This is a genomic window from Variovorax sp. Varisp41 (genome assembly GCF_047325085.1).
Classification (GTDB): Bacteria; Pseudomonadota; Gammaproteobacteria; order Burkholderiales; family Burkholderiaceae_C; genus Variovorax.
Window position 1 is genome coordinate 2,545,946 of the sequence record NZ_CP168540.1, and the last position, 18,464, is coordinate 2,564,409.

The 18,464-nt window shown below is 70.0% G+C and carries 16 protein-coding genes; 6 read left to right on the top strand and 10 right to left on the bottom strand.

Annotation, left to right across the window (positions count from 1 at the left end; translation table 11 throughout):
- Nucleotides 1-13: 13 nt before the first annotated feature.
- The 5 genes from ACEN9J_RS11935 to ACEN9J_RS11955 all read right to left on the bottom strand — a co-directional run bounded on the left by ACEN9J_RS11935 (nucleotide 14) and on the right by ACEN9J_RS11955 (nucleotide 4,189).
- On the bottom strand, nucleotides 14-247 hold the full coding sequence (locus tag ACEN9J_RS11935; protein ID WP_172705367.1) for a hypothetical protein: 234 nt from the start codon (nucleotides 245-247) through the stop codon (nucleotides 14-16).
- A gap of 129 nt (nucleotides 248-376) precedes the next feature.
- Nucleotides 377-1,372 carry a ZIP family metal transporter gene (locus ACEN9J_RS11940; RefSeq protein ID WP_413764182.1) on the bottom strand — a complete coding sequence of 332 codons (996 nt, stop codon included), beginning with the start codon at nucleotides 1,370-1,372 and terminating at the stop codon, nucleotides 377-379.
- A 124-nt stretch (nucleotides 1,373-1,496) separates the two neighbouring features.
- Nucleotides 1,497-2,408, bottom strand: coding sequence for a dienelactone hydrolase family protein (locus tag ACEN9J_RS11945; protein ID WP_296781622.1), 912 nt, complete (start codon nucleotides 2,406-2,408; stop codon nucleotides 1,497-1,499).
- 124 nt (nucleotides 2,409-2,532) lie between these two features.
- Nucleotides 2,533-3,276, bottom strand: a complete 744-nt coding sequence (locus ACEN9J_RS11950; protein ID WP_296730382.1) for an aspartate/glutamate racemase family protein — start codon at nucleotides 3,274-3,276, stop codon at nucleotides 2,533-2,535.
- Between the two features lie 25 nt (nucleotides 3,277-3,301).
- Nucleotides 3,302-4,189 (bottom strand): transporter substrate-binding domain-containing protein, encoded by an 888-nt coding sequence (locus tag ACEN9J_RS11955; protein ID WP_057589497.1) that lies wholly within the window; start codon nucleotides 4,187-4,189, stop codon nucleotides 3,302-3,304.
- 172 nt (nucleotides 4,190-4,361) lie between these two features.
- Here ACEN9J_RS11955 and ACEN9J_RS11960 point away from each other — a divergent pair, with 172 nt between their 5' ends.
- The 3 genes from ACEN9J_RS11960 to ACEN9J_RS11970 all read left to right on the top strand — a co-directional run bounded on the left by ACEN9J_RS11960 (nucleotide 4,362) and on the right by ACEN9J_RS11970 (nucleotide 7,149).
- Nucleotides 4,362-5,144: an SGNH/GDSL hydrolase family protein gene (locus ACEN9J_RS11960; protein WP_413764183.1), complete on the top strand. Its 783-nt coding sequence runs from the start codon at nucleotides 4,362-4,364 to the stop codon at nucleotides 5,142-5,144.
- Nucleotides 5,141-5,794: a GDSL-type esterase/lipase family protein gene (locus ACEN9J_RS11965; RefSeq protein WP_261208189.1), complete on the top strand. Its 654-nt coding sequence runs from the start codon at nucleotides 5,141-5,143 to the stop codon at nucleotides 5,792-5,794. The genes ACEN9J_RS11960 and ACEN9J_RS11965 overlap by 4 nt, the downstream gene beginning before the upstream one ends.
- A 134-nt stretch (nucleotides 5,795-5,928) precedes the next feature.
- A complete protein-coding gene (locus ACEN9J_RS11970) occupies nucleotides 5,929-7,149 on the top strand; it encodes a D-amino acid dehydrogenase (RefSeq protein ID WP_057589494.1) in 1,221 nt (406 codons plus the stop codon).
- 127 nt (nucleotides 7,150-7,276) lie between these two features.
- On the opposite strand, the gene ACEN9J_RS11975 is transcribed toward ACEN9J_RS11970, so the two are convergent.
- The 4 genes from ACEN9J_RS11975 to polA all read right to left on the bottom strand — a co-directional run bounded on the left by ACEN9J_RS11975 (nucleotide 7,277) and on the right by polA (nucleotide 13,480).
- The gene (locus ACEN9J_RS11975) at nucleotides 7,277-8,182 is read right to left on the bottom strand and encodes a LysR family transcriptional regulator (protein WP_057589493.1); all 906 of its coding nucleotides are present in this window, start codon (nucleotides 8,180-8,182) and stop codon (nucleotides 7,277-7,279) included.
- Between the two features lie 7 nt (nucleotides 8,183-8,189).
- Nucleotides 8,190-9,488 carry a M20/M25/M40 family metallo-hydrolase gene (locus tag ACEN9J_RS11980; RefSeq protein WP_057589492.1) on the bottom strand — a complete coding sequence of 433 codons (1,299 nt, stop codon included), beginning with the start codon at nucleotides 9,486-9,488 and terminating at the stop codon, nucleotides 8,190-8,192.
- Between the two features lie 72 nt (nucleotides 9,489-9,560).
- A complete protein-coding gene (locus ACEN9J_RS11985) occupies nucleotides 9,561-10,661 on the bottom strand; it encodes a DUF1566 domain-containing protein (protein WP_413764184.1) in 1,101 nt (366 codons plus the stop codon).
- The gene (gene polA / locus ACEN9J_RS11990; RefSeq protein ID WP_413764185.1) at nucleotides 10,658-13,480 is read right to left on the bottom strand and encodes a DNA polymerase I; all 2,823 of its coding nucleotides are present in this window, start codon (nucleotides 13,478-13,480) and stop codon (nucleotides 10,658-10,660) included. The genes ACEN9J_RS11985 and polA overlap by 4 nt, the downstream gene beginning before the upstream one ends.
- Before the next feature lie 107 nt (nucleotides 13,481-13,587).
- On the opposite strand from polA, the gene ACEN9J_RS11995 reads away from it, so the two are divergent.
- The 3 genes from ACEN9J_RS11995 to ACEN9J_RS12005 are packed head-to-tail and all read left to right on the top strand — an operon-like array spanning nucleotide 13,588 to nucleotide 15,911.
- Nucleotides 13,588-13,959, top strand: coding sequence for a hypothetical protein (locus tag ACEN9J_RS11995; RefSeq protein WP_057589489.1), 372 nt, complete (start codon nucleotides 13,588-13,590; stop codon nucleotides 13,957-13,959).
- Nucleotides 13,960-14,014: 55 nt separating this feature from the next.
- Entirely contained in the window at nucleotides 14,015-15,070 is a 1,056-nt protein-coding gene (locus ACEN9J_RS12000; protein ID WP_057589488.1) for a homoserine kinase, read from the top strand.
- A gap of 10 nt (nucleotides 15,071-15,080) precedes the next feature.
- Nucleotides 15,081-15,911, top strand: coding sequence for a BPSS1780 family membrane protein (locus ACEN9J_RS12005; protein WP_208508839.1), 831 nt, complete (start codon nucleotides 15,081-15,083; stop codon nucleotides 15,909-15,911).
- Nucleotides 15,912-15,941: 30 nt separating this feature from the next.
- Here ACEN9J_RS12005 and ACEN9J_RS12010 read toward each other — a convergent pair whose 3' ends face one another.
- Entirely contained in the window at nucleotides 15,942-18,359 is a 2,418-nt protein-coding gene (locus ACEN9J_RS12010) for a UvrD-helicase domain-containing protein (protein ID WP_057589486.1), read from the bottom strand.
- Between the last annotated feature and the right edge of the window lie 105 nt (nucleotides 18,360-18,464).

An 18,464-nucleotide genomic window follows, 5' to 3' on the forward strand; every position in this document is an offset into this window, starting at 1 on the left:
GGGAGAGGCGCCCTCAGTCGGGCGCGTTCATCACGCGATCGAATTCCTCGTCGGCCGGCACGTTGTCGGCATCGAGCTCGCTGGCATCGGTGAGGTCGATGCCGGTTTCCTCGGACAGGGAATCGGCGGCTTCCGCGTCGATGGCATCGAAGTCGTCCTCGGGCAGGCCGTCGGCATCGAGGTCCTCGTCGACTTCCTCGGGGATCGGCGCGGGGCGCGCGCTGGTGGCGGCGGCACGGGTGGTCATGGTCGTTTCCTCACGTTTTCTCACGGATGGCAGGACGAAGCAGGCCCCTATGTTGCGCCGATTTCGCGTCATCCGGAAGTCGGCGCGGGTGACCGGAGGTATCGCCCGCGCCCGCACCTGTGCAAACGATCAGTTCTTCGCCGCGTCCTTGTTCGCCCCAGGCTTGGCCTCGCCTTCGTGCGCGTGGTCGTGGTCGTGTCCTTCTTCGTGCGCATGCGCGGCGTGGTCGTGCCCGTGGTCGTGGCCATGCTCGCCGCTGTGCGCGAGCCGGCTCACGCCCGTGACCAGCGCGATGCCCGCGATCAGCCAGGCGATCTGCCCGAGGGTCTGGCGCATCGGCAGGCGCTTCTGCAGCTGCGGGATCAGGTCGGCCAGCGCGACGTAGACGAAGCTGCTGCCGGCCAGCACGAGGAAGTACGGCAGCCAGCCATGCAGCTGGTCGACCAGCCACCAGCCCGCGATGCCGCCGAGCATGGTCATGGTGCCGGCCAGCGACACCTTCACGAGCGCGGCGCGCTGGTTGGCCGAGCTCTGGCGTAGCACCACGAGGTCGCCGATGTGGTGCGGCACCTCGTGCGCGAGCACCGCGAGGGCGGCGACCAGGCCCAGGCGCAGGTCGGCGATGAAGGCCGAGGCGATCAGGATGCCGTCGCCGAAGCAGTGCACGCTGTCGCCGGTGAGCACGGCCCAGCCGCCGGCGCGCGGGCCGTGGTCGTGGCCGTGGCCGTGGCCGTGGTGCGCATGGTCGTGGCCGTGCGCGTGATCGTGGTGGCCGTGGTTGTCGTAGATGGGGCCGAGCTGCGCCGGCTGCCCGGCGGTGTCGCCGCCGTGATGGTGCTCGTGCCCGTGGTGCCACAGCTCGGCCTTGTCGAGCAGGAAGAAGAACACCACGCCGAACAGCAGCACCGCGAACAGCAGCGCTGGCTCGATGCGGCTTTCGAAGGCCTCGGGCAACAGGTGCATGAAGGCGGTGGCGAGCAGCGCGCCGGCCGCCAGGCTCAGCAGGTGCTGCGGATTCACGCCGCCCGAGCCGCTGCGCACGCCCACGCGCAACAGCAGCGCCGCGAGCCACACGCTGCCAATGCCGGCGACCAGGGTCGCCAAGATGATCACTATCAAGTTCATAGCTGCTTACGCAATAAGGACGCCCGATGCGCCCAGTTCCATTCATTAAAAGCAAAAAGGCCGCCCCTTGCGGGGACGGCCTTCGGCGGAAGCTGGCTCTGGGGTCGTCCTGGGCGCTGATCGCTCAGGCGACGCCGTTGGCTTTGAACCAGGCGGTGGCTCGCTGCCATCCGTCGTCGGCCGCGCTCTTGACGTAGCTGGGACGGTAGTCGGCATGGAACGCATGGCCTGCTTCGGGATACACGACGAAGCTCGACGCCTTGGCAGCCGGAGAGCCATTTGCCAGGGCCGATTTCATCTTATCAACGGTGTCAAGGGGGATGCCCTGGTCTTTTCCGCCGTACAGGCCGAGCACCGGCGCCTGCAGGTTGGCGGCGATGTCGACCGGGTGCTTCGGGTTCAGGTCGCTGGCCTGGCCGACCAGCCGGCCGTACCAGGCGACGCCGGCCTTGACCTTGCCGGTGGCGGCGTAGAGCCAGGTGATGCGGCCGCCCCAGCAGAAGCCGGTGATGCCGGCCTTGGAGGTGTCGCCGCCGTTGGCCGCGGCGTACTGCAGCGCGCCGTCGAGGTCGGCCAGCACCTGCGCGTCGGGCACCTTGCTCACGATGTCGGCCTGCAGCTTGGGGATGTCGGTGTAGCCGCGCGGATCGCCCTGGCGCGCATAGAGCTCGGGCGCGATGGCGAGGTAGCCGAGCTTGGCGAAGCGGCGGCAGGTGTCGGCGATGTATTCGTGCACGCCGAAGATCTCCTGCACCACCAGGATCACCGGCAGGCCGGTCTTGTTGGCCGGCGCGGCGGCGTAGGCCGGCACCTCGAAGCCGTTGACCGTGTACTTGATCGGGCCGGCCTTGAGGCCGTCGGCCGGGGTGCTGATGGCGGTCTGCGCCATCACCGGCATCACGGCGGCGGCATAGCCCACGCCGATGGCGGCCTTGAGCGCGGTGCGCCGCGTCGCGCCCTGTTCGGTGCTGTCGCCGGGGCGCAGCGAATCGAAGTCGGATTGCAGGTCGGAACGGCGGTCGTCGAGTTGGGGCATGAGGAGGGCTCCAGGTGAGGGATCGTCGGACAAGGGGCAGATGCGAAAAAACGCACGCCGCAATGTAGGCGATAACGGCCCGTCCTCCCTGTTCGCGGGGTTGATGCCCCCGCGCGGGAACCGCTCAGCGCGGCTCGTAGGCCCGGCGCGCCAGCGCCGCCGCCAGCACCTGCGCCGGATCGACCAGCCGCAGCCCCGCCACCGCCGGCGAGCCCGCGAGCCCCAGCGGCACCTCGGTGCAGCCCATGATGATGGTGACCGGCCCGTGGCGCTCGGCCAGCCGCAGCGCAACCTCGGAGAAGCAGCGCTCGGCCAGCGCCATGTCGCCGGCCTTCACGCCCTCGAAGATGCCGCGCGCGATGGTGCGGCGCTCGTCCTCGCTGGGCACGTGGCAGCCCAGGCCGGCCTCGGCCAGCGCCTGCTCGTAGAGACCGATGCGGTAGGTGCCCTCGGTGGCCATCAGCGCCACCTCGCCCGCGCCCTGCGCCGCGAGGTGCTGCGCGGTCTCGCGCGCCATGTGCAGCAGCTCGACCTGCGGAAAGCGCTCCTGCAGCCGCGCATGCCAGGCATGGGCGGTGTTGCAGGCGATCGCCACCGTGCGGCTGCCGAGCGCGGCCAGCCGGCCCAGCGCCTGCAGCATCGGCTCGAGCGGCTGGTGCGCGCCGTTCTCGGCGCTCGACAGCAATGCGCCGGTGCGGTCGGGCACCGGCACCTGCGCGAGCCAGTGCTCGGGGAAGGACTGGTCGCGCACCGGTTCGCCGCGCGCGCGCATCTGCTGCGCGCAGGCCTGCACGAACAGCCGCACGAAGTCGGCGCCCGCGGCCGGACCCATGCCGCCCAGGATGCCTACGACCTGCGTGGAGACCATGTCCTTGCGTCCGATCGCGGCGTGCTCAGGTCGCCGGCTTGTCGCTGAATTCCTTGAGGTTCTCCTTGAGCTGCGGGCTCATAGGCAGGTTCAGCGGCAGGTTCTTCGGCGGGATCGGCGACATGAACCACTTGGTGTAGAGCTTCTCGAACTCGCCGCTCTTCATCATGCCGATGAAGGTGTCGTCGACCAGCTTCTTGAAGGCCGGGTCGTCCTTGGGCAGCATGCAGGCGTAGGGCTCGACCTGCAGCGACTCGCCCACCACCTCGTAGTCGGCCGGGTTCTTCGAGTTGGCGATCAGGCCGAACAGCAGGATGTCGTCCATCGCGAAGGCGACGGCGCGGTCGCTCTCCACCAGCAGGAAGGCGTCGGCATGGTCCTTGCCGAGCACGATGTTCATGTCGAGGTTCTTCTCGGTGTTGTACTTGCGCATGACCAGCGCGTTGGTGGTGCCGGTGGTGCTGGCCACGGTCTTCTTCGCGAGGTCGGCGTAGTCCTTGATCTTCGAGGACTTCTTCACCAAGAGGCGCGTGCCCGTGTAGAAGTGGTTGACCGCGAAGGACACGTCCTTGCCGCGCGCGGTGTTGTTGGTGGTCGAGCCGCACTCGAGGTCGACCGTGCCGTTGGTGATCAGCGGGATGCGGTTCTGCGAGGTCACGGCCATCAGCTGCACCTGCAGGTTCGGCTTGTTGAGCTTCTTCTTCACCGCCTCGACCACGGCGTTCGACATCTCGACCGCGAAGCCGATCGGCTTGTTGGGACCGTCGAGGTAGCTGAACGGTACCGACGACTCGCGGTAGGCCAGCGTGATCTTGCCGGACTCGGCGATCTTGGCCAGCGTGTCGGCGGCCTGGGCGCCGGTGGCAGCGAGCAGGACCGTGGCGGCGGCGGCCATCAATGCGGAGAGTTTCATGCGTGCCTTCTTCGAGGGAGGTTGAACAGGAGGCCCAGTGTAAGAAAGAGTGACTCAAGGCGGCAATTCCAATAGCGGCCTGGGCCATACCCAAAGGTTATGGGGAGGGAAAACCCCGCCCGTTTCCTGAAGCCGCGTTGCGGTATCGGGGCGTTCGCTCGGCAACGGGGTGATGTCCACCTCGAAGACCGACCCGAACCCGCCGCGGCCAGGCCCGCGTTCCCTCGCGCTGGCGGGCTGCGCCGCATGGCTGCTCACGCTGGCGGCCTGCGGCGGCGGCGCCGGCAGCGGCCTGGGCCCGCCGGCGGACACCGAAGCCGCGCCGCCGATGCCCGAACCCCCGCTGGTCGCGGCCACGCCGGCCGAGCGCGCGGGCTGCTCGGTCACGCTCGAGGGCGACTCGATCCTGTACGGCGGCTTCGTGCCCGGCCCGCGCCTGCCCGAGACGCCGGCCGCACTGCTGCACCGGCTGCGGCCCGCCTACACGGTGGTCGACAACTCGGTGCCCGCCCTCACCGCCGCGCTGCGGGCACGGCCCTTCGCCGCCGAGCGGCGCAGCACGCGCTTCGTGGTGCTGCAGCACGGCATCAACGACGCCCAGAACGCCACCGCCCTCGCGCCGCCGCTGCGGCGCATGGTCGAGCGCGTGCAGGCCGAGGGCCGCGTGCCGATCGTGACCGGTCTCGCGCGCCAGTTCGGCGCGCGCAAGGTGCGCCGCCGCGATGCCTACGACGCCACCGCGCGCGAGGTGGCGCGTTCACGCGGCGCGCTGTTCGCCGACTGGGGCGCGGTCGAGGGCCGGCCCGAGGACATGGCCGACTGGATCCATCCCGGCACGCCCTATTCCGCGCGGCTGATCGAGCGGCTGGTGGCCGTGCTCGATGCCGCGGCGCCCGAGTGCGCGCAAGGCCCGCTCGCGCGCGCCGACCGAATTCTTCCCGAGCCTTCGCCATGACAAGTCCCTTCTCGCTTCCCACCTGGCGCCGCGCGGCGCTGGCCTGCGCCTGCGCGCTCGCGCTGTCCGGCTGCGGCCGCGATGCGCCGGGCGGACGCACGGCCGCCGCGCCCATGCCGCCGCCACGCCCCGACTGCTCGGTCACGCTCGAGGGCGACTCGATCATGTTCGACGGCGGCGCCGCGCTGCTGATGCGCCTGCGGCCGGCCTATGCGGTGGTCGACAACTCGGTGGCCGGCTCGACCGCCACGCTGCGTGCCACCGCCTTCCCGCGCGTGCGGCTGACCACGCGCTTCGTGGTGCTGCAGCGCGGCATCAACGACGCGATGCGCGGCTGGCAGATCGAATACCCGCTGCGCACGATGGTGGGCCTCGCACAGGCCGAGGGCCGCGGCGTGGTGCTGACGGGCCTCACGCGCCAGGCGCCCGGCCATCCGATCGCGCTGCGCGACGCGCACGACGCGACCATGCGCCGCGTCGCCGCGGAAACCGGCGCGCTGTTCGCCGACTGGGGGTCGGTCGCGGCCGATCCGGCCGACATCCAGGCCGACGGCCTGCATCCGCGCCCGCCCTACACCGCGCGGCTGATCGCGCGGCTGGTCGAGGTGCTCGACACGGCCGCGCCCGAGTGCGCGGCGCGCGGCCACTGAGTCCGGGGACGGCGGCGACGGGGGTCATGCCCTTTGGCTATGGGCCACGCCTCTTTTTGCATTTCCGCGCCGGCGGCGGCACGCCTACAGTCGAGGCTCACCCCTTCCCTCTTCGTTCCCGAAAGTTGCCTCTCATGCATGTGTGCGTGCTCGGCGCCGGCATCGTGGGCCTGGCCACCGCCTGGCAACTCGAACGCCAGGGCCACCAGGTCAGCGTCGTCGATCGCGCGGCCCCCGGCGCGGGCGCGAGCGGCGGCAACGGCGCGCAGCTCAGCTACTCGTACGTGCAGCCGCTGGCCGATCCCGCGATCTGGCGGCAGCTGCCGAAGCTGCTGCTCTCGCCAACTTCGCCGCTCAAGCTGCGCCCGCAGCTCGATCCGCTGCAATGGCGCTGGGGCCTGGCCTTCCTCGCGGCCTGCAACGCGCGCACCTCGCGCGACACCACCGAAAAACTGCTGGCGCTCGCGGCCGAGAGCCGCGCCGGCTTCGAGGCCATGCAGGCCGATGCCGCACCCGACTGCGACTTCTCGGCCACCGGCAAGCTGGTGCTGTATGCGAGCGAAGCGTCGCTGGCCGGCGCGCGCGCGCAGCTCGAACTGCAGCGCACCATGGGCAGCGAACAGCGCATCGTGCGCCCCGACGAGTGCGTGGCGATCGAGCCCGCGCTCGCCGACTACGCGCGCGGCATCGCGGGCGCGGTCTACACGCCCAGCGAATGCGCGGCCGACTGCCTCAAGGTCTGCGCCGAGCTGATGCGGGTGCTGCGCGCGCGCGGCGTGCGCTTCGAGCTCGGCACCGAGGCCCGCGGCTTCGCGCAGGCCGGCGGGCGCATCGCCGCGGTGCGCACGGCCGCGGGCGACATCGAGGCCGATGCCTACGTGATGGCGCTGGGCACCGCCTCGCACAAGCTCGGGCGCTCGCTCGGCGCCTACCTGCCGGTCTATCCGCTCAAGGGCTACAGCATCACGCTCGACGTCGACCCCGCGCCCGGCGCCGCGCCCACGGTGAACGTGACCGACAGCGCGCGCAAGGTGGTGTTCGCGCGCATCGGCTCGCGCCTGCGCGTGGCGGGCATGGCCGAACTCGTGGGGCACGACGCGAGCATTCCCGCGACGCGCATCGACACCCTGGCCGAGGCCACGCGCGCCGTGTTCCCGCGCGCGAGCCGGCTGGCCGAGCTGCATCCCTGGACCGGCATGCGCCCGGCCACGCCCACGGGCCTGCCGATCGTCGGCCGGCTCGAGGGCGCGCCCTCGAACATGCTGTTCAACACCGGCCACGGCGCGCTGGGCTTCACGCTGGCCTTCGGGTCGGCGGGACGCATCGCTGCCGCACTCGAACACGGGATCGGATAGCCGAACGCAGAAGGCAAACCAAGAAGCGCAGAAGTCGCAGAAGAACATCCATTTTTCCGGCTGTTCCTTCTGCGACTTCTGCGAAACCTTCGCGCCCTCTGCGTTCGGTTGTCCGCTCCCGATTCCGCTAAACCCCCGCCTCCACGATCGCCTGCTGCATGCAGCGCGTGATGCCACGCACCGCCACCGAATCGGGCCGGCCCGTGAAGCGCAGCGCGCGGATCGGCACCGGGATGTGCGGCTCGAGCATGAGCACGTCGACCTTGGCCCTGTCGGCCGAGCGCGCGGTGCAACCGTCGACCAGCGCCACGCCCAGGCCGTGGTGCGCCATCGCCAGCGCCGCGTGGTAGGTCTGCACCGTGACCACCGCCTGCTGGAAGCCCACGCCGGCCTGGCGGCAGGCCTGGCTCAGGCTGGTGCCCACGGGGTCGCGGCTGTCGAGGCCGATCACCGGCCGCTCGGCCAGGTCGTGCAGCGCCACCGAGCCGTTGCGCACCAGCATGCGCGGCAGCATGCCCTTGGGCGCGATGCAGACCATGCGGCTGTCGGCCACCGTGTCCTGCGTGAGCGAGGGATGCACGGCCGGGCTGAACGCGAAGCCGACGTCGGCCTCCTGCAGCAGCAGCGCCGACATGATCTGCGGCGAATGCAGCGACTCCACGCTGATCGCGTAGCCCGGATGCTTCTCGCGGAAGGCCTTGAGCGCGCGCGGCAGGATCTCGTAGCTCAGCGCCAGCACGCTGAGGATGCGCAGCTCGCCGGTGTCGGCGCCCGCGCGCAGGTTGGCCGCGAGCCGCTGCACCTCGTCGAGCTGCGCGAACAGCCGCTCGATGTGCGGGTACAGCGTGAGCGCCTCGGTGGTCGGCGTGAGCCGCCCCTTGGCGCGCTGGAACAGCGGGAAGCCCAGCTGCAGCTCGGCATGCTGCAGCGTGCGGCTCACGGCCGGCTGCGTGATGTTGATGAGCCGTGCCGCCGCGCTCACGCTGCCCGTGAGCATGATGGCGTTGAAGACCTCGATGTGGCGCAGCCGCATGGCGGGATCAGCGCACGCTGGTCTTGCCGCGCGCGATGTCCATCACCATGCGCGTGGCCAGGTACAGCCGCGGCTCGATGGAATCGATCAGCACGTACTCGGCATCGGCCGAATGCGCGCCGAAGCCCTGCAGGCCGAAGCGCTCGATCACCGGCGCCTTGGTCTTGAGCGAGGCGAAGGCCGCGTCGGTGCCACCGCCGGCGGCCTTGTCGTCGGCGCCCAGCGGGCGGCCGAGCTCGTCCTTGTAGATCGCCTGCGCATGCCTGGCGAGCGCGCGCGAGGCATCGGTGGCCTCGAGCGGCGGACGGCGGCGCTCGAACTTGAGCTCGACCTTGGCCTCGGGAATCAGCTGCTTCTTCACGCGCTCGTTGACCTGCTGCTCGATGCGGTCGTAGTCGGCGACCTTGAGCACGCGCACGTCGGCGCCCGCGGTGGCCGAGGCCGGGATCACGTTGCGGTTGCTGCCCGACTTCGAGATGGTCCAGTTCATCTTGAGGCCGGTGGCCGGGTCGGACAGGTCGCGCATCTGCAGGATCTGGTGCGACAGCTCGTAGAGCGCGTTCACGCCGAGCTCGGGTGCCGAGCCCGCGTGCGAGGCCTTGCCGCTCACGTTGAGCGTGACCGAGGCGATGCCGGCGGTGGCCAGCGAGAGCTTGTCGTCCTTGACCGAGGCGCCCTCGAAGGAGAGCACCGCATCGTGTTCGCCGCCCAGGCGCGTGAGCAGCGCGCGCGAGCCGGGCGAGCTGATCTCCTCGTCGCCGTTGATCAGCACCGTGAGCGTGCCGTACTCCTTGAACTTGAGCGCCTGCAGCATCGCCACCGCATGGAGGATGACGGCCACGCCCTGCTTGTCGTCGGCAATGCCCAGGCCGTAGGCCTTGTCGCCCTCGACGCGGAACGGCTGCTTGTTGAGCATGCCGATGGTGTAGACCGTGTCCATGTGGGCGATCAGCATGATCTTCTTCGTGCCCGTGCCCTTGAAGGTGGCACGCACCACGCGGCCGATCTTCTCGGGCGTGTCCTCCATGCGGTAGGCCTCGGCGCTCGGGTCGATCAGCTCGACCTCGCCGCCGAGCGCCTTGAGCTTCGACGCGATCAGGTCGGAGATCTTTTCCAGGCCCTCGAGGTCGCGGCTGCCGGACTCGATGGCCACCAGTTGCGAGAGCGAATCGAGCAGCGGCTGCTTCTGCGCGGCGGCGAGTTCGGCGATGCGCGCGTCGGGCGCGGCGGCGGCCGTGGCGGCGGCGCCGGCCAGCAGCATCGGCAGCAGTGCGCGCGCGAAGAAGCGGGAGGGGTGGAAATGCATGTTCTGGTCTCCTGACGATGATGACGGTCGAATGGCGGATTCAAGCACGGGCGCCGTCGCGATGCGACCCTCTCATTCGCGCACGAGCCGTACGCCGAGATGCATGATGCGTGCCTCGCAATAGATGGCGCCCTCGCGGCTCAGCACCCAGGCGCTGATCGATGCGCGGGCCGTCGATGTCTCGGGGCTGGAGTTGCAGACGGTGGAAGACCACTGGCCCGCGCGCAATGCCTCCTTGCCCTGCGCCGGAAAGTCCGACGGAGGCAGCTCGAAGCGATCGGCCTCTCGCCGCGCGAGGCTGTCGATTTCCTTGATGGTGGGCAGGCGCCAGCCGGCCTGCTCGCCGGCGCGCTGCAGGGCCTGCACGTAGTCGTAGCGCTTCGCGCTCCAGGTGCAGCGCTTGCCGTTCCAGGTCTGCGGCTCCTCGCAGCGGCGCCACACCAGGCCGGTGTGGCGATCCTCGACCGCGCCGCCGGGCACGCCGCGCTCGTCGGGCAGCTCGCGCCAGCGGCCGGACTTCGGCGCCTCGGGGCCGCGCACCAGGCGCACGAAGAGCGGCGGCTCGCGGCTCATGTCGGGGTCGCAGTCGTAGACGAAGCCGTTCGCGAAGTTCACGCACCACGGGCTCACGGGATCGCGCATGTCGGAGCTCAGGTAGATGGCCGGCACGGTGTTCGGAAACCAGCGCGCGTCGATGATCGACTGCTCGGCCAGCGGCCGGTCGGGGCGCACCTCGGGCACGCGTTCCTTGCCCAGGTCGACCAGGCCGTGCAGCTCGGCCACCGTGGGCAGGCGCCAGTCGGCGTAACCGCACAGCCGGCTCGCGTTGACCTGCGCCACGTAGGCCATGACGTCGGTGGGCCGGCCGTTGTCGCGCTTGCCTTCCCAGACCAGGCCCGACACGCGGTCGCGCACGCAGGCTGTTCTCGGCTGGCCCGGCACGGCCTCGTAGGCCAGCGGACCCGCGCCCTGCCGGCCGTCCTGCTTGGGAACCAGGGCCAGCGGCCCGGCGTCGGCGCAGGCCTGGGGCGTGGGCCAGCCTTCCTTCGTCAAGCCCAGGCAGGTGCGCACGCCGGTGGGCGGCACCTTGGAAAGCGCGGGCTGCGCGGCTGCAGGCACCGCGATCCATGCGGCGAGGATGGCCGCCGCGGCGAGGGCCCGCGCCAGGCTCAATGCGCCTTGTCCCAGTTCGGTCCCACGCCGATCTCGGCCAGCAGCGGCACCTTGAGATCGGCCACGCTGGCCATGATGCGCGGGATCTCGGTGCGCACCCATTCGACCTCGGCCTCCGGCACCTCGAACACCAGTTCGTCGTGCACCTGCATGATCATCTTCGTGCCGCGCTTCTCGGCGTCGAGCACGTCCTGCACCTTGACCATGCTGAGCTTGATCAGGTCGGCCGCCGTGCCCTGCATCGGCGCGTTGATGGCCGCGCGCTCGGCGCCGCCGCGGCGCGGGCCGTTGGGCGAGTTGATCTCGGGCAGGTACAGGCGGCGGCCGAACACGGTTTCGACATAGCCCTGCTCCTTGGCCGAGGCCTTGGTCTCGTCCATGTAGGCCTTCACGCCCGGGTAGCGCGCGAAGTAGCGCTCGATGTAGGAGGCCGCGGCCTTGGTCTCGATGCCGAGGTTCTTCGCCAGCCCGAAGCTGCTCATGCCGTAGATCAGGCCGAAGTTGATGACCTTGGCATAGCGGCGCTGCTCGCTCGACACCTGGTCGGGCGTGGAGCCGAACACCTCGGCCGCGGTGGCGCGGTGCACGTCGATGCCTTCGGTGAAGGCGCGCAGCAGCGATGCATCGCCGCTGATGTGGGCCATGATGCGCAGCTCGATCTGCGAGTAGTCGGCGCTCGCGATCACGCTGCCCGCGGGTGCCACGAAGGCCTCGCGCACGCGCCGGCCTTCGGGCGTGCGGATCGGGATGTTCTGCAGGTTGGGGTCGTTGCTCGACAGGCGCCCGGTGACGGCCACGGCCTGCGCATAGTGCGTGTGCACGCGGCCGGTGCGCGGATTGGCGAGCTGGCCGAGCTTGTCGGTGTAGGTGCCCTTGAGCTTCGACAGGCCGCGGTGCTCGAGGATCTTGGCGGGCAGCGGATAGTCCTCCGCCAGCTTCTCGAGCACTTCCTCGTCGGTGCTGGGCGCGCCGCTCGGCGTTTTCTTGACCACGGGCAGGCCGAGCTTGGTGAAGAAGATCTCGCCGATCTGCTTGGGCGAACCGAGGTTGAAGGGCTGGCCCGCGATGTCGTAGGCCTCCTGCTCGAGCGCCATGATGCGCGTGCCGAGTTCGTGGCTCTGCGCGGCCAGGGTGGCGCTGTCGATCAGCACGCCGTTGCGCTCGACGCGGTAGAGCGCCTCGCTCGAGTCCATCTCGAGCTGGTAGATGAAGCGCAGCTTCTCGTTGGTTTCGAGCTGCGGCCACAGCGTGCCGTGCACGTCGAGCGTCTGGTCGCTGTCCTCGCACGAATACTTGGCGGCCTTGGCGATGTCGACCTGGCTGAACGGAATCTGGTGCGCGCCCTTGCCGCAGAGGTCCTCGTAGGAGATGCCGCTGCGGCCCAGGTGGCGCTCGGCCAGGCTGGCGAGGCCGTGCGGCTTGTGGACCTCGAGCACGTAGCTCTGCAGCATGGTGTCGTGCGCGTAGCCCTGCACCTCGATGCCGTGGTTGGCGAACACGTGGCGGTCGTACTTGATGTGCTGGCCGAGCTTCTTCTTCGCGCCGTTCTCGAGCCAGGGCTTGAGCCTGGCGAGCACCTCGTCGATCGGCAGCTGCGCGGGCGCGTCGGGGTAGTTGTGCGTGAGCGGTATGTAGGCCGCCTCGCCGGGCTTCACGCTGAAGCTGATGCCGACGATCTGCGCCACCATCTCGTCGAGCGAGGTGGTCTCGGTGTCGATGGCCGTGAGCTCGGCGGCCTCGAGGCGTGCGAGCCAGGTGTCGAACTGCTCCCAGGTGAAGACGGTGTCGTATTGCAGGTTGCTCGCGGGCGCGGCGGCCTCGAGCGCGCCGAGCTCGGTGCTCTCGTCGAACAGGCCGCCCTGGTCGGTGCTCGCGGCGCCGCCCTTGGACTTCTGCTTCTTGATGTTCTCCTCGATCAGCTCGGGCGGCACCTCCTGCGCCTCGAGCGACTTCACCAGGCTCTTGAAGCCGAACTTCTCGTAGAAAGGCTTGAGCTCACCGGTCTGCGGCGCGCCCACGGGCAGGCCTTCGAGCGAGGGCAGGCCCTCGACGTGCCCGGCCAGGTCGCAGTCGGTGCGGATCGTGACGAGCCTGCGGCTCAACGGCAATTGCCCGAGCGCCTTGCGCAGGTTCTCGCCGGCGGCTCCCTTGACCTCGGCCGCGCGCTCGATCAGCGCGTCGAGCGAGCCGTATTCGAGCAGCCACTTGGCGGCCGTCTTGGGACCGACCTTCTCGACGCCGGGCACGTTGTCGACCGAGTCGCCCACCAGCGTCTGGTAGTCGACCATCAGGTTCGGCGGCACGCCGAACTCGGCCGTGACGCCGGCCACGTCGCGCTTCTTGCCGTTCATCGTGTCGATGATGGTGATGTGCTCGTCGACCAGCTGGCTCAGGTCCTTGTCGCCACTGGAGACGATCACCTCGACGCCCTGCGCGGCCGCCACCTTGGCGAGCGTGCCGATCACGTCGTCGGCCTCCACGTCGGGCACGCTGAGCACCGGCCAGCCGAGCAGCTTGACCACCTCGTGGATGGGGTCGATCTGGCTGCGCAGGTCGTCGGGCATCGGCGAGCGGTTGGCCTTGTACTCGGGATACCAGTCGTCGCGGAAGGTCTTGCCGGGGGCATCGAAGATGCAGGCCGCGTAGTCGGCGCGCACCTCGCGCCGCAGCGCCGTCATCATGTTGATCATGCCCCGGATCGCGCCCGTGGCCGGGCTCTTCGGATCGCCGGGCACGGCCCGCAGGTCGGGCATGGCGTGGAAGGCGCGATAGAGGTAGCTCGATCCATCGACGAGCAGCAGCGTTTTCTTGTCGGTCATCGGGGCATTTTGCCTGCCTCCATGGCCGCCCGAATGTCCTTGCGGACCACGCCGCCGCGAGGCCTGCGACGACAACCCCGGTACGGCGCGCCGCCTACAATCCGTGCATGCCCGACTCCACACTCCTGGTTGCCCGCCGCCTCCTGCTGGCGCTGGCCCTCGCCACCCCCTTCGCCGCCGTGCAAGCGCAGAACGCGCCCGCGGCCGCGCCGGCTGCAGCGGACCCTTCGCTACAGAATCAGGAGCAGCAGTCCGACGCCCGACGCAACCAGAAGATCGAGCACCTGCACACCGAGGACAGCGGCGCCTCGGTCGACGAGGTCCGCTACGGCGGCCGCACCCAGAGCATCAACGTGACGCCCAAGGCCAACATGCCCGGCTACCAGGTGCTGCCGAACGATCCGTCCGGCGCGCGTCCCAACGCGGCCGACGGCCCCGCGGGCACCTCGCCCCGGGTCTGGAACGTCATGAAGTTCTGACCGTGCGACGCATCGCAGCGGCAGCCGCATCCCAACCGCGCTGAGGGCGCTTTCCATGGCAGTCTTTACCGAAGTCGAATTCGGCGAGGCCGACGCGCTCGTGCAGCGCCTCGGCCTGGGCCCCCTGCGCGAACTGCGCGGCATCGAGGGCGGCATCGAGAACACCAACTACTTCGCCACCACCGAGTCGGGCGAGTACGTTCTCACGCTGTTCGAGCGCCTGAGCGCCGAGCAGCTCCCCTACTACCTTTGCCTGATGAAGCACCTGGCCGCGCGCGGCCTGCCGGTGCCCGAGCCGGTGGCCGACCCGGCCGTGCAGCCGATAGCCGCCCAGGACGCGCATCCGTTGTCGGTGCCGGCCAACGCGCCCTGCGAGCTGCTGCTCGAGGTGGCGGGCAAGCCGGCCGCGCTGGTGCGCAAGCTCGCGGGCCGCAGCGAGCTCGCGCCGGGCCCCGCGCACTGCGCCGAACTCGGCGCGCTGCTGGCGCGCATGCATCTGGCGGGACGCGACTTCCCGCGCATCCAGCCCAACCTGCGCGGCCTGCCCTGGTGGAACGACACCGTGCCGGTGGTGCTGCCCCACATCGACGAGGCCCAGTCGGCGCTGCTGCGCGGCGAGCTGGCCTACCAGAACCACGTGGCCGAGTCCTCGGCCTATGCGGCCCTGCCGCGCGGGCCGGTGCATGCCGACCTGTTCCGCGACAACGCGATGTTCGAGACCGGCCATGAGGAAGGTGCCGCCCCGCGCCTGACCGGCGTGTTCGACTTCTACTTCGCGGGCACCGACACCTGGCTGTTCGACCTCGCCGTGTGCCTCAACGACTGGGCCATCGACCTGCCGAGCGGCCGCCACGACGAGGAGCGCGCCGACGCGCTGCTCGCCGCCTACGAGGGCGTGCGCCCGCTCAACGCCTCGGAACGCGCCCTGCTGCCCGCGATGCTGCGCGCCGCGGCGCTGCGCTTCTGGATCTCCCGCCTCTGGGATTTCCACCTGCCGCGCGAGGCCAGCATGCTCAAGCCCCACGACCCGACGCACTTCGAGCGCGTGCTGCGCGAGCGCGTGCGGCACCCGCACGTCATGGCCCGCGCCCTCGAGCCCGTGGCCGCCTGACCCGTACCCCATGAAACTCCACCTCGTGCCGGCCAAGACCGGCGCCCAATGGGTCCGCCTCGGACTCAAGACCTTCTGGCGGCAGCCGCTGGCCTTCGTGTCGCTGTTCTTCCTGCTGATGGCGCTGATCTCGACGCTGTCGGTGGTGCCGCTGCTGGGCAGCGTGCTGGCGCCGGTGCTGCTGCCGTTCATGACGCTGGGGCTGATGGTCGCCACCGCGGTGGCCTATGACGACGAGCAGGCCGGCAACGACGGCGTGGCCGGCACTCGCCGGCCCACCGGCTCGGCGATGTTCGTCGAGGTCTTCGCCGCGCTGCGCGCCGAATGGCGCCCGCTGGTGGTGCTGGGCCTGATCTCGGCCGTGTACTTCGTGCTCGCGGTGCTGGCCACCGCGCTGGTCGACGGCGGCCAGCTCGCGCGTGCCTACCTGCTCGACGAGGCGCTCTCGCCCGAGGTGCTGGCCAGCAGCGAGTTCCAGGTCGCGCGCATGGTCCACCTGTGCCTGAACCTGCCGCTGTCGCTCGCGATGTGGCATGCGCCGGCGCTGGTGCACTGGCACCGCGTGGAGCCGGTGAAGAGCATCTTCTTCAGCATCGTGGCGCTGTTCCGCAACTTCGGCGCCTATGCGCTGTTCGGCATCGCCTGGTTCGGCGTGTTCCTGCTGGCCGGCATCGCGGTCGGCCTGATCGCCACCGTGCTGGTGGGCGTCGGCGCCGTGGGCGCAGGCTCGGGCGCCACCGCGATCGGCACCGTGCTGATCGTGGGCACGGCGCTGGTGCTGGCGGCGATGTCGCTGGCCTCGACCTGGTTCACCTTCCGCGACAGCTTCGACCCGAACTGAGCCGGGGGGCCCCGCGGGCCGCGCCCCAGCTCAGACCGGCGTGAGCTTGGCCACCGACAGCGCCAGCCACTTCACGCCGTGGCGCGTGAACTTGACCTGCGCGCGCGCATCGTCGCCGCTGCCCTCGAGCGCGGTCACCGTGCCTTCGCCGAACTTGTTGTGGAACACCTGCATGCCCGAGCGCAGGCCGTGCGAGGGCGCGGCCTTCTGCGGCGGCACGGGCGGGCTCGCGAAGGTCTCCTTGCCGGCGCCGCCGCCGTAGGACTTGCCGCTGTATCCGCCGCCACCCGCGCCGCGCGTGCTGCCATAGCCGTTGCCATAGCCGAAGGCCGAGTTGCCGAAGGCCTGGTTCTTGGGCGTGAGCCACTTGAGCGCGCCCTCGGGCAGCTCGTCGAAGAAGCGGCTCTTGACGTTGTAGCGGGTCTGGCCGTGCAGCATGCGGGTCTGCGAATGGCTCAGGTACAGCCGCTTGCGCGCGCGCGTGATCGCCACGTACATCAGGCGGCGCTCCTCCTCGAGGCTCTCGTAGTCGCTCATCGAGTTCTCGTGCGGGAACAGGCCCTCTTCCATGCCGGTGATGAACACGCAGTCGAACTCGAGACCCTTGGCGGCATGCACCGTCATCAGCTGCACCGCGTCCTGGCCGGCCTGGGCCTGGTTGTCGCCCGATTCGAGCGCCGCGTGCGTGAGGAAGGCCGCGAGCGGGCTCAGCGTTTCGCCGGTTTCGGCGTCGGGCGCCAGCGGCTCGTCGAGCAGCGGCCGGCCCGGGTCGATGCCCTGGCTCGCGGGCGACTGGCGCAGCTCGTCGACCGGCAGCGCCACCGCGTCGCGGCCGAAGCCTTCCTGCGTGACGAAGCTCTCGGCCGCATTCACCAGTTCCTCCAGGTTCTCGATGCGGTCGGCGCCTTCGCGGTCGGCCCGGTAGTGCTCGACCAGGCCGCTGTGATCGAGCACCAGCTCGATGATCTCACGCAGGCTCACGCCCTGCGTCTGTTCGCGCAGCACGTCGATCTTGGCGACGAAGGCCGTGAGGTTCGAGCCGGCCTTGCCGCCGACCGCGTGCACGGCGTCGTGCAGCGAGCGGCCCGCGGCGCGCGCGGCGTCCTGCAGTTGCTCGAGCGTGCGCGCGCCGATGCCGCGCGGCGGGAAGTTGACGACGCGCAGGAAGCTGGTGTCGTCGTCCTTGTTCTCGAGCAGGCGCAGGTAGGCCAGCGCATGCTTGATTTCGGCGCGCTCGAAGAAGCGCAGGCCGCCGTACACGCGGTACGGCACCGAGGCATTGAACAGCGCGGTTTCGATCACCCGGCTCTGCGCGTTGCTGCGGTAGAGCACGGCCATCTCCTTGCGGTCGATGCCGTCGCGCACCAGCTGGCGCATCTCCTCGACCATCCACTGCGCCTCTGCGAGGTCGCTCGAGGACTCGTAGACGCGCACCGGCTCGCCGGGGCCTTGATCGGTGCGCAGGTTCTTGCCCAGGCGCTTCTTGTTGTGGCTGATGAGCTCGTTGGCCGAGTCGAGGATGTTGCTGTAGCTGCGGTAGTTCTGCTCCAGCTTGATCTGGTGGCGCACATCGAACTCGCGCACGAAGTCGGCCATGTTGCCCACGCGCGCGCCGCGGAAGGCATAGATGCTCTGGTCGTCGTCGCCCACGGCAACCACGCTGTTGTCGCCGGGCACGAACTGGCCCGCGACGGTGTTGCCCGCGAGCATCTTGATCCAGGCGTACTGCAGTCGGTTGGTGTCCTGGAACTCGTCGATCAGGATGTGGCGGAAGCGCCGCTGGTAGTGCTCGCGCACCGGTTCGTTGTCGCGCAGCAGCTCGTAGCTGCGCAGCATCAGCTCGCCGAAGTCGACCACGCCCTCGCGCTGGCACTGCTCCTCGTAGAGACGGTAGAGCTCGACCTTCTTGCGGTCGTCCTCGCTGCGGATCTCGACCGCGTCGGGGCGCAGGCCGTCTTCCTTGGCGCCCGCGATGAACCACTGCGTCTGCTTGGCCGGGAAGCGCTCGTCGTCGACGTTGAACTGCTTCATCAGCCGCTTGATGGCCGAGAGCTGGTCCTGCGTGTCGAGGATCTGGAAGGTCGACGGCAGGTTGGCCAGCTTCCAGTGCGCACGCAGGAAGCGGTTGCACAGGCCGTGGAAGGTACCGATCCACATGCCGCGCACGTTGACCGGCAGCATCGCCGTGAGCCGCGTCATCATCTCCTTGGCGGCCTTGTTGGTGAAGGTCACGGCCAGGATGCCGCCGGCGGACACCTGGCGCGTCTGCAGCAGCCAGGCGATGCGGGTGGTGAGCACGCGGGTCTTGCCCGAGCCGGCGCCCGCGAGGATCAGCGCGTTGCCGGCCGGCAGCGTGACCGCTGCGAGCTGCTCGGCGTTGAGGTTGTGCAGCAGCGGCAGGTCGACCGGCGGCGGGGTGCGGTCATCGGCCGCGAATTCTTCGAACATCCGTCGATTGTAGAAACCACGGCGTATGCGGGTTATATGAAGTTCCGGAAGACCTCCCCACGGGAGGCTGCGTAGAATCAATCACCGGGCCCAAGTTTTTGTGCC

What these genes read in the sequence shown, in the direction of transcription:
- ACEN9J_RS11935 (WP_172705367.1), bottom strand. Translation starts at nt 247, where the DNA reads ATGACCACCCGTGCCGCCGCCACCAGCGCGCGCCCCGCGCCGATCCCC.
- ACEN9J_RS11940 (WP_413764182.1), bottom strand. Translation starts at nt 1,372, where the DNA reads ATGAACTTGATAGTGATCATCTTGGCGACCCTGGTCGCCGGCATTGGC.
- ACEN9J_RS11945 (WP_296781622.1), bottom strand. Translation starts at nt 2,408, where the DNA reads ATGCCCCAACTCGACGACCGCCGTTCCGACCTGCAATCCGACTTCGAT.
- ACEN9J_RS11950 (WP_296730382.1), bottom strand. Translation starts at nt 3,276, where the DNA reads ATGGTCTCCACGCAGGTCGTAGGCATCCTGGGCGGCATGGGTCCGGCC.
- ACEN9J_RS11955 (WP_057589497.1), bottom strand. Translation starts at nt 4,189, where the DNA reads ATGAAACTCTCCGCATTGATGGCCGCCGCCGCCACGGTCCTGCTCGCT.
- ACEN9J_RS11960 (WP_413764183.1), top strand. Translation starts at nt 4,362, where the DNA reads ATGTCCACCTCGAAGACCGACCCGAACCCGCCGCGGCCAGGCCCGCGT.
- ACEN9J_RS11965 (WP_261208189.1), top strand. Translation starts at nt 5,141, where the DNA reads ATGACAAGTCCCTTCTCGCTTCCCACCTGGCGCCGCGCGGCGCTGGCC.
- ACEN9J_RS11970 (WP_057589494.1), top strand. Translation starts at nt 5,929, where the DNA reads ATGCATGTGTGCGTGCTCGGCGCCGGCATCGTGGGCCTGGCCACCGCC.
- ACEN9J_RS11975 (WP_057589493.1), bottom strand. Translation starts at nt 8,182, where the DNA reads ATGCGGCTGCGCCACATCGAGGTCTTCAACGCCATCATGCTCACGGGC.
- ACEN9J_RS11980 (WP_057589492.1), bottom strand. Translation starts at nt 9,488, where the DNA reads ATGCATTTCCACCCCTCCCGCTTCTTCGCGCGCGCACTGCTGCCGATG.
- polA (WP_413764185.1), bottom strand. Translation starts at nt 13,480, where the DNA reads ATGACCGACAAGAAAACGCTGCTGCTCGTCGATGGATCGAGCTACCTC.
- ACEN9J_RS11995 (WP_057589489.1), top strand. Translation starts at nt 13,588, where the DNA reads ATGCCCGACTCCACACTCCTGGTTGCCCGCCGCCTCCTGCTGGCGCTG.
- ACEN9J_RS12000 (WP_057589488.1), top strand. Translation starts at nt 14,015, where the DNA reads ATGGCAGTCTTTACCGAAGTCGAATTCGGCGAGGCCGACGCGCTCGTG.
- ACEN9J_RS12005 (WP_208508839.1), top strand. Translation starts at nt 15,081, where the DNA reads ATGAAACTCCACCTCGTGCCGGCCAAGACCGGCGCCCAATGGGTCCGC.
- ACEN9J_RS12010 (WP_057589486.1), bottom strand. Translation starts at nt 18,359, where the DNA reads ATGTTCGAAGAATTCGCGGCCGATGACCGCACCCCGCCGCCGGTCGAC.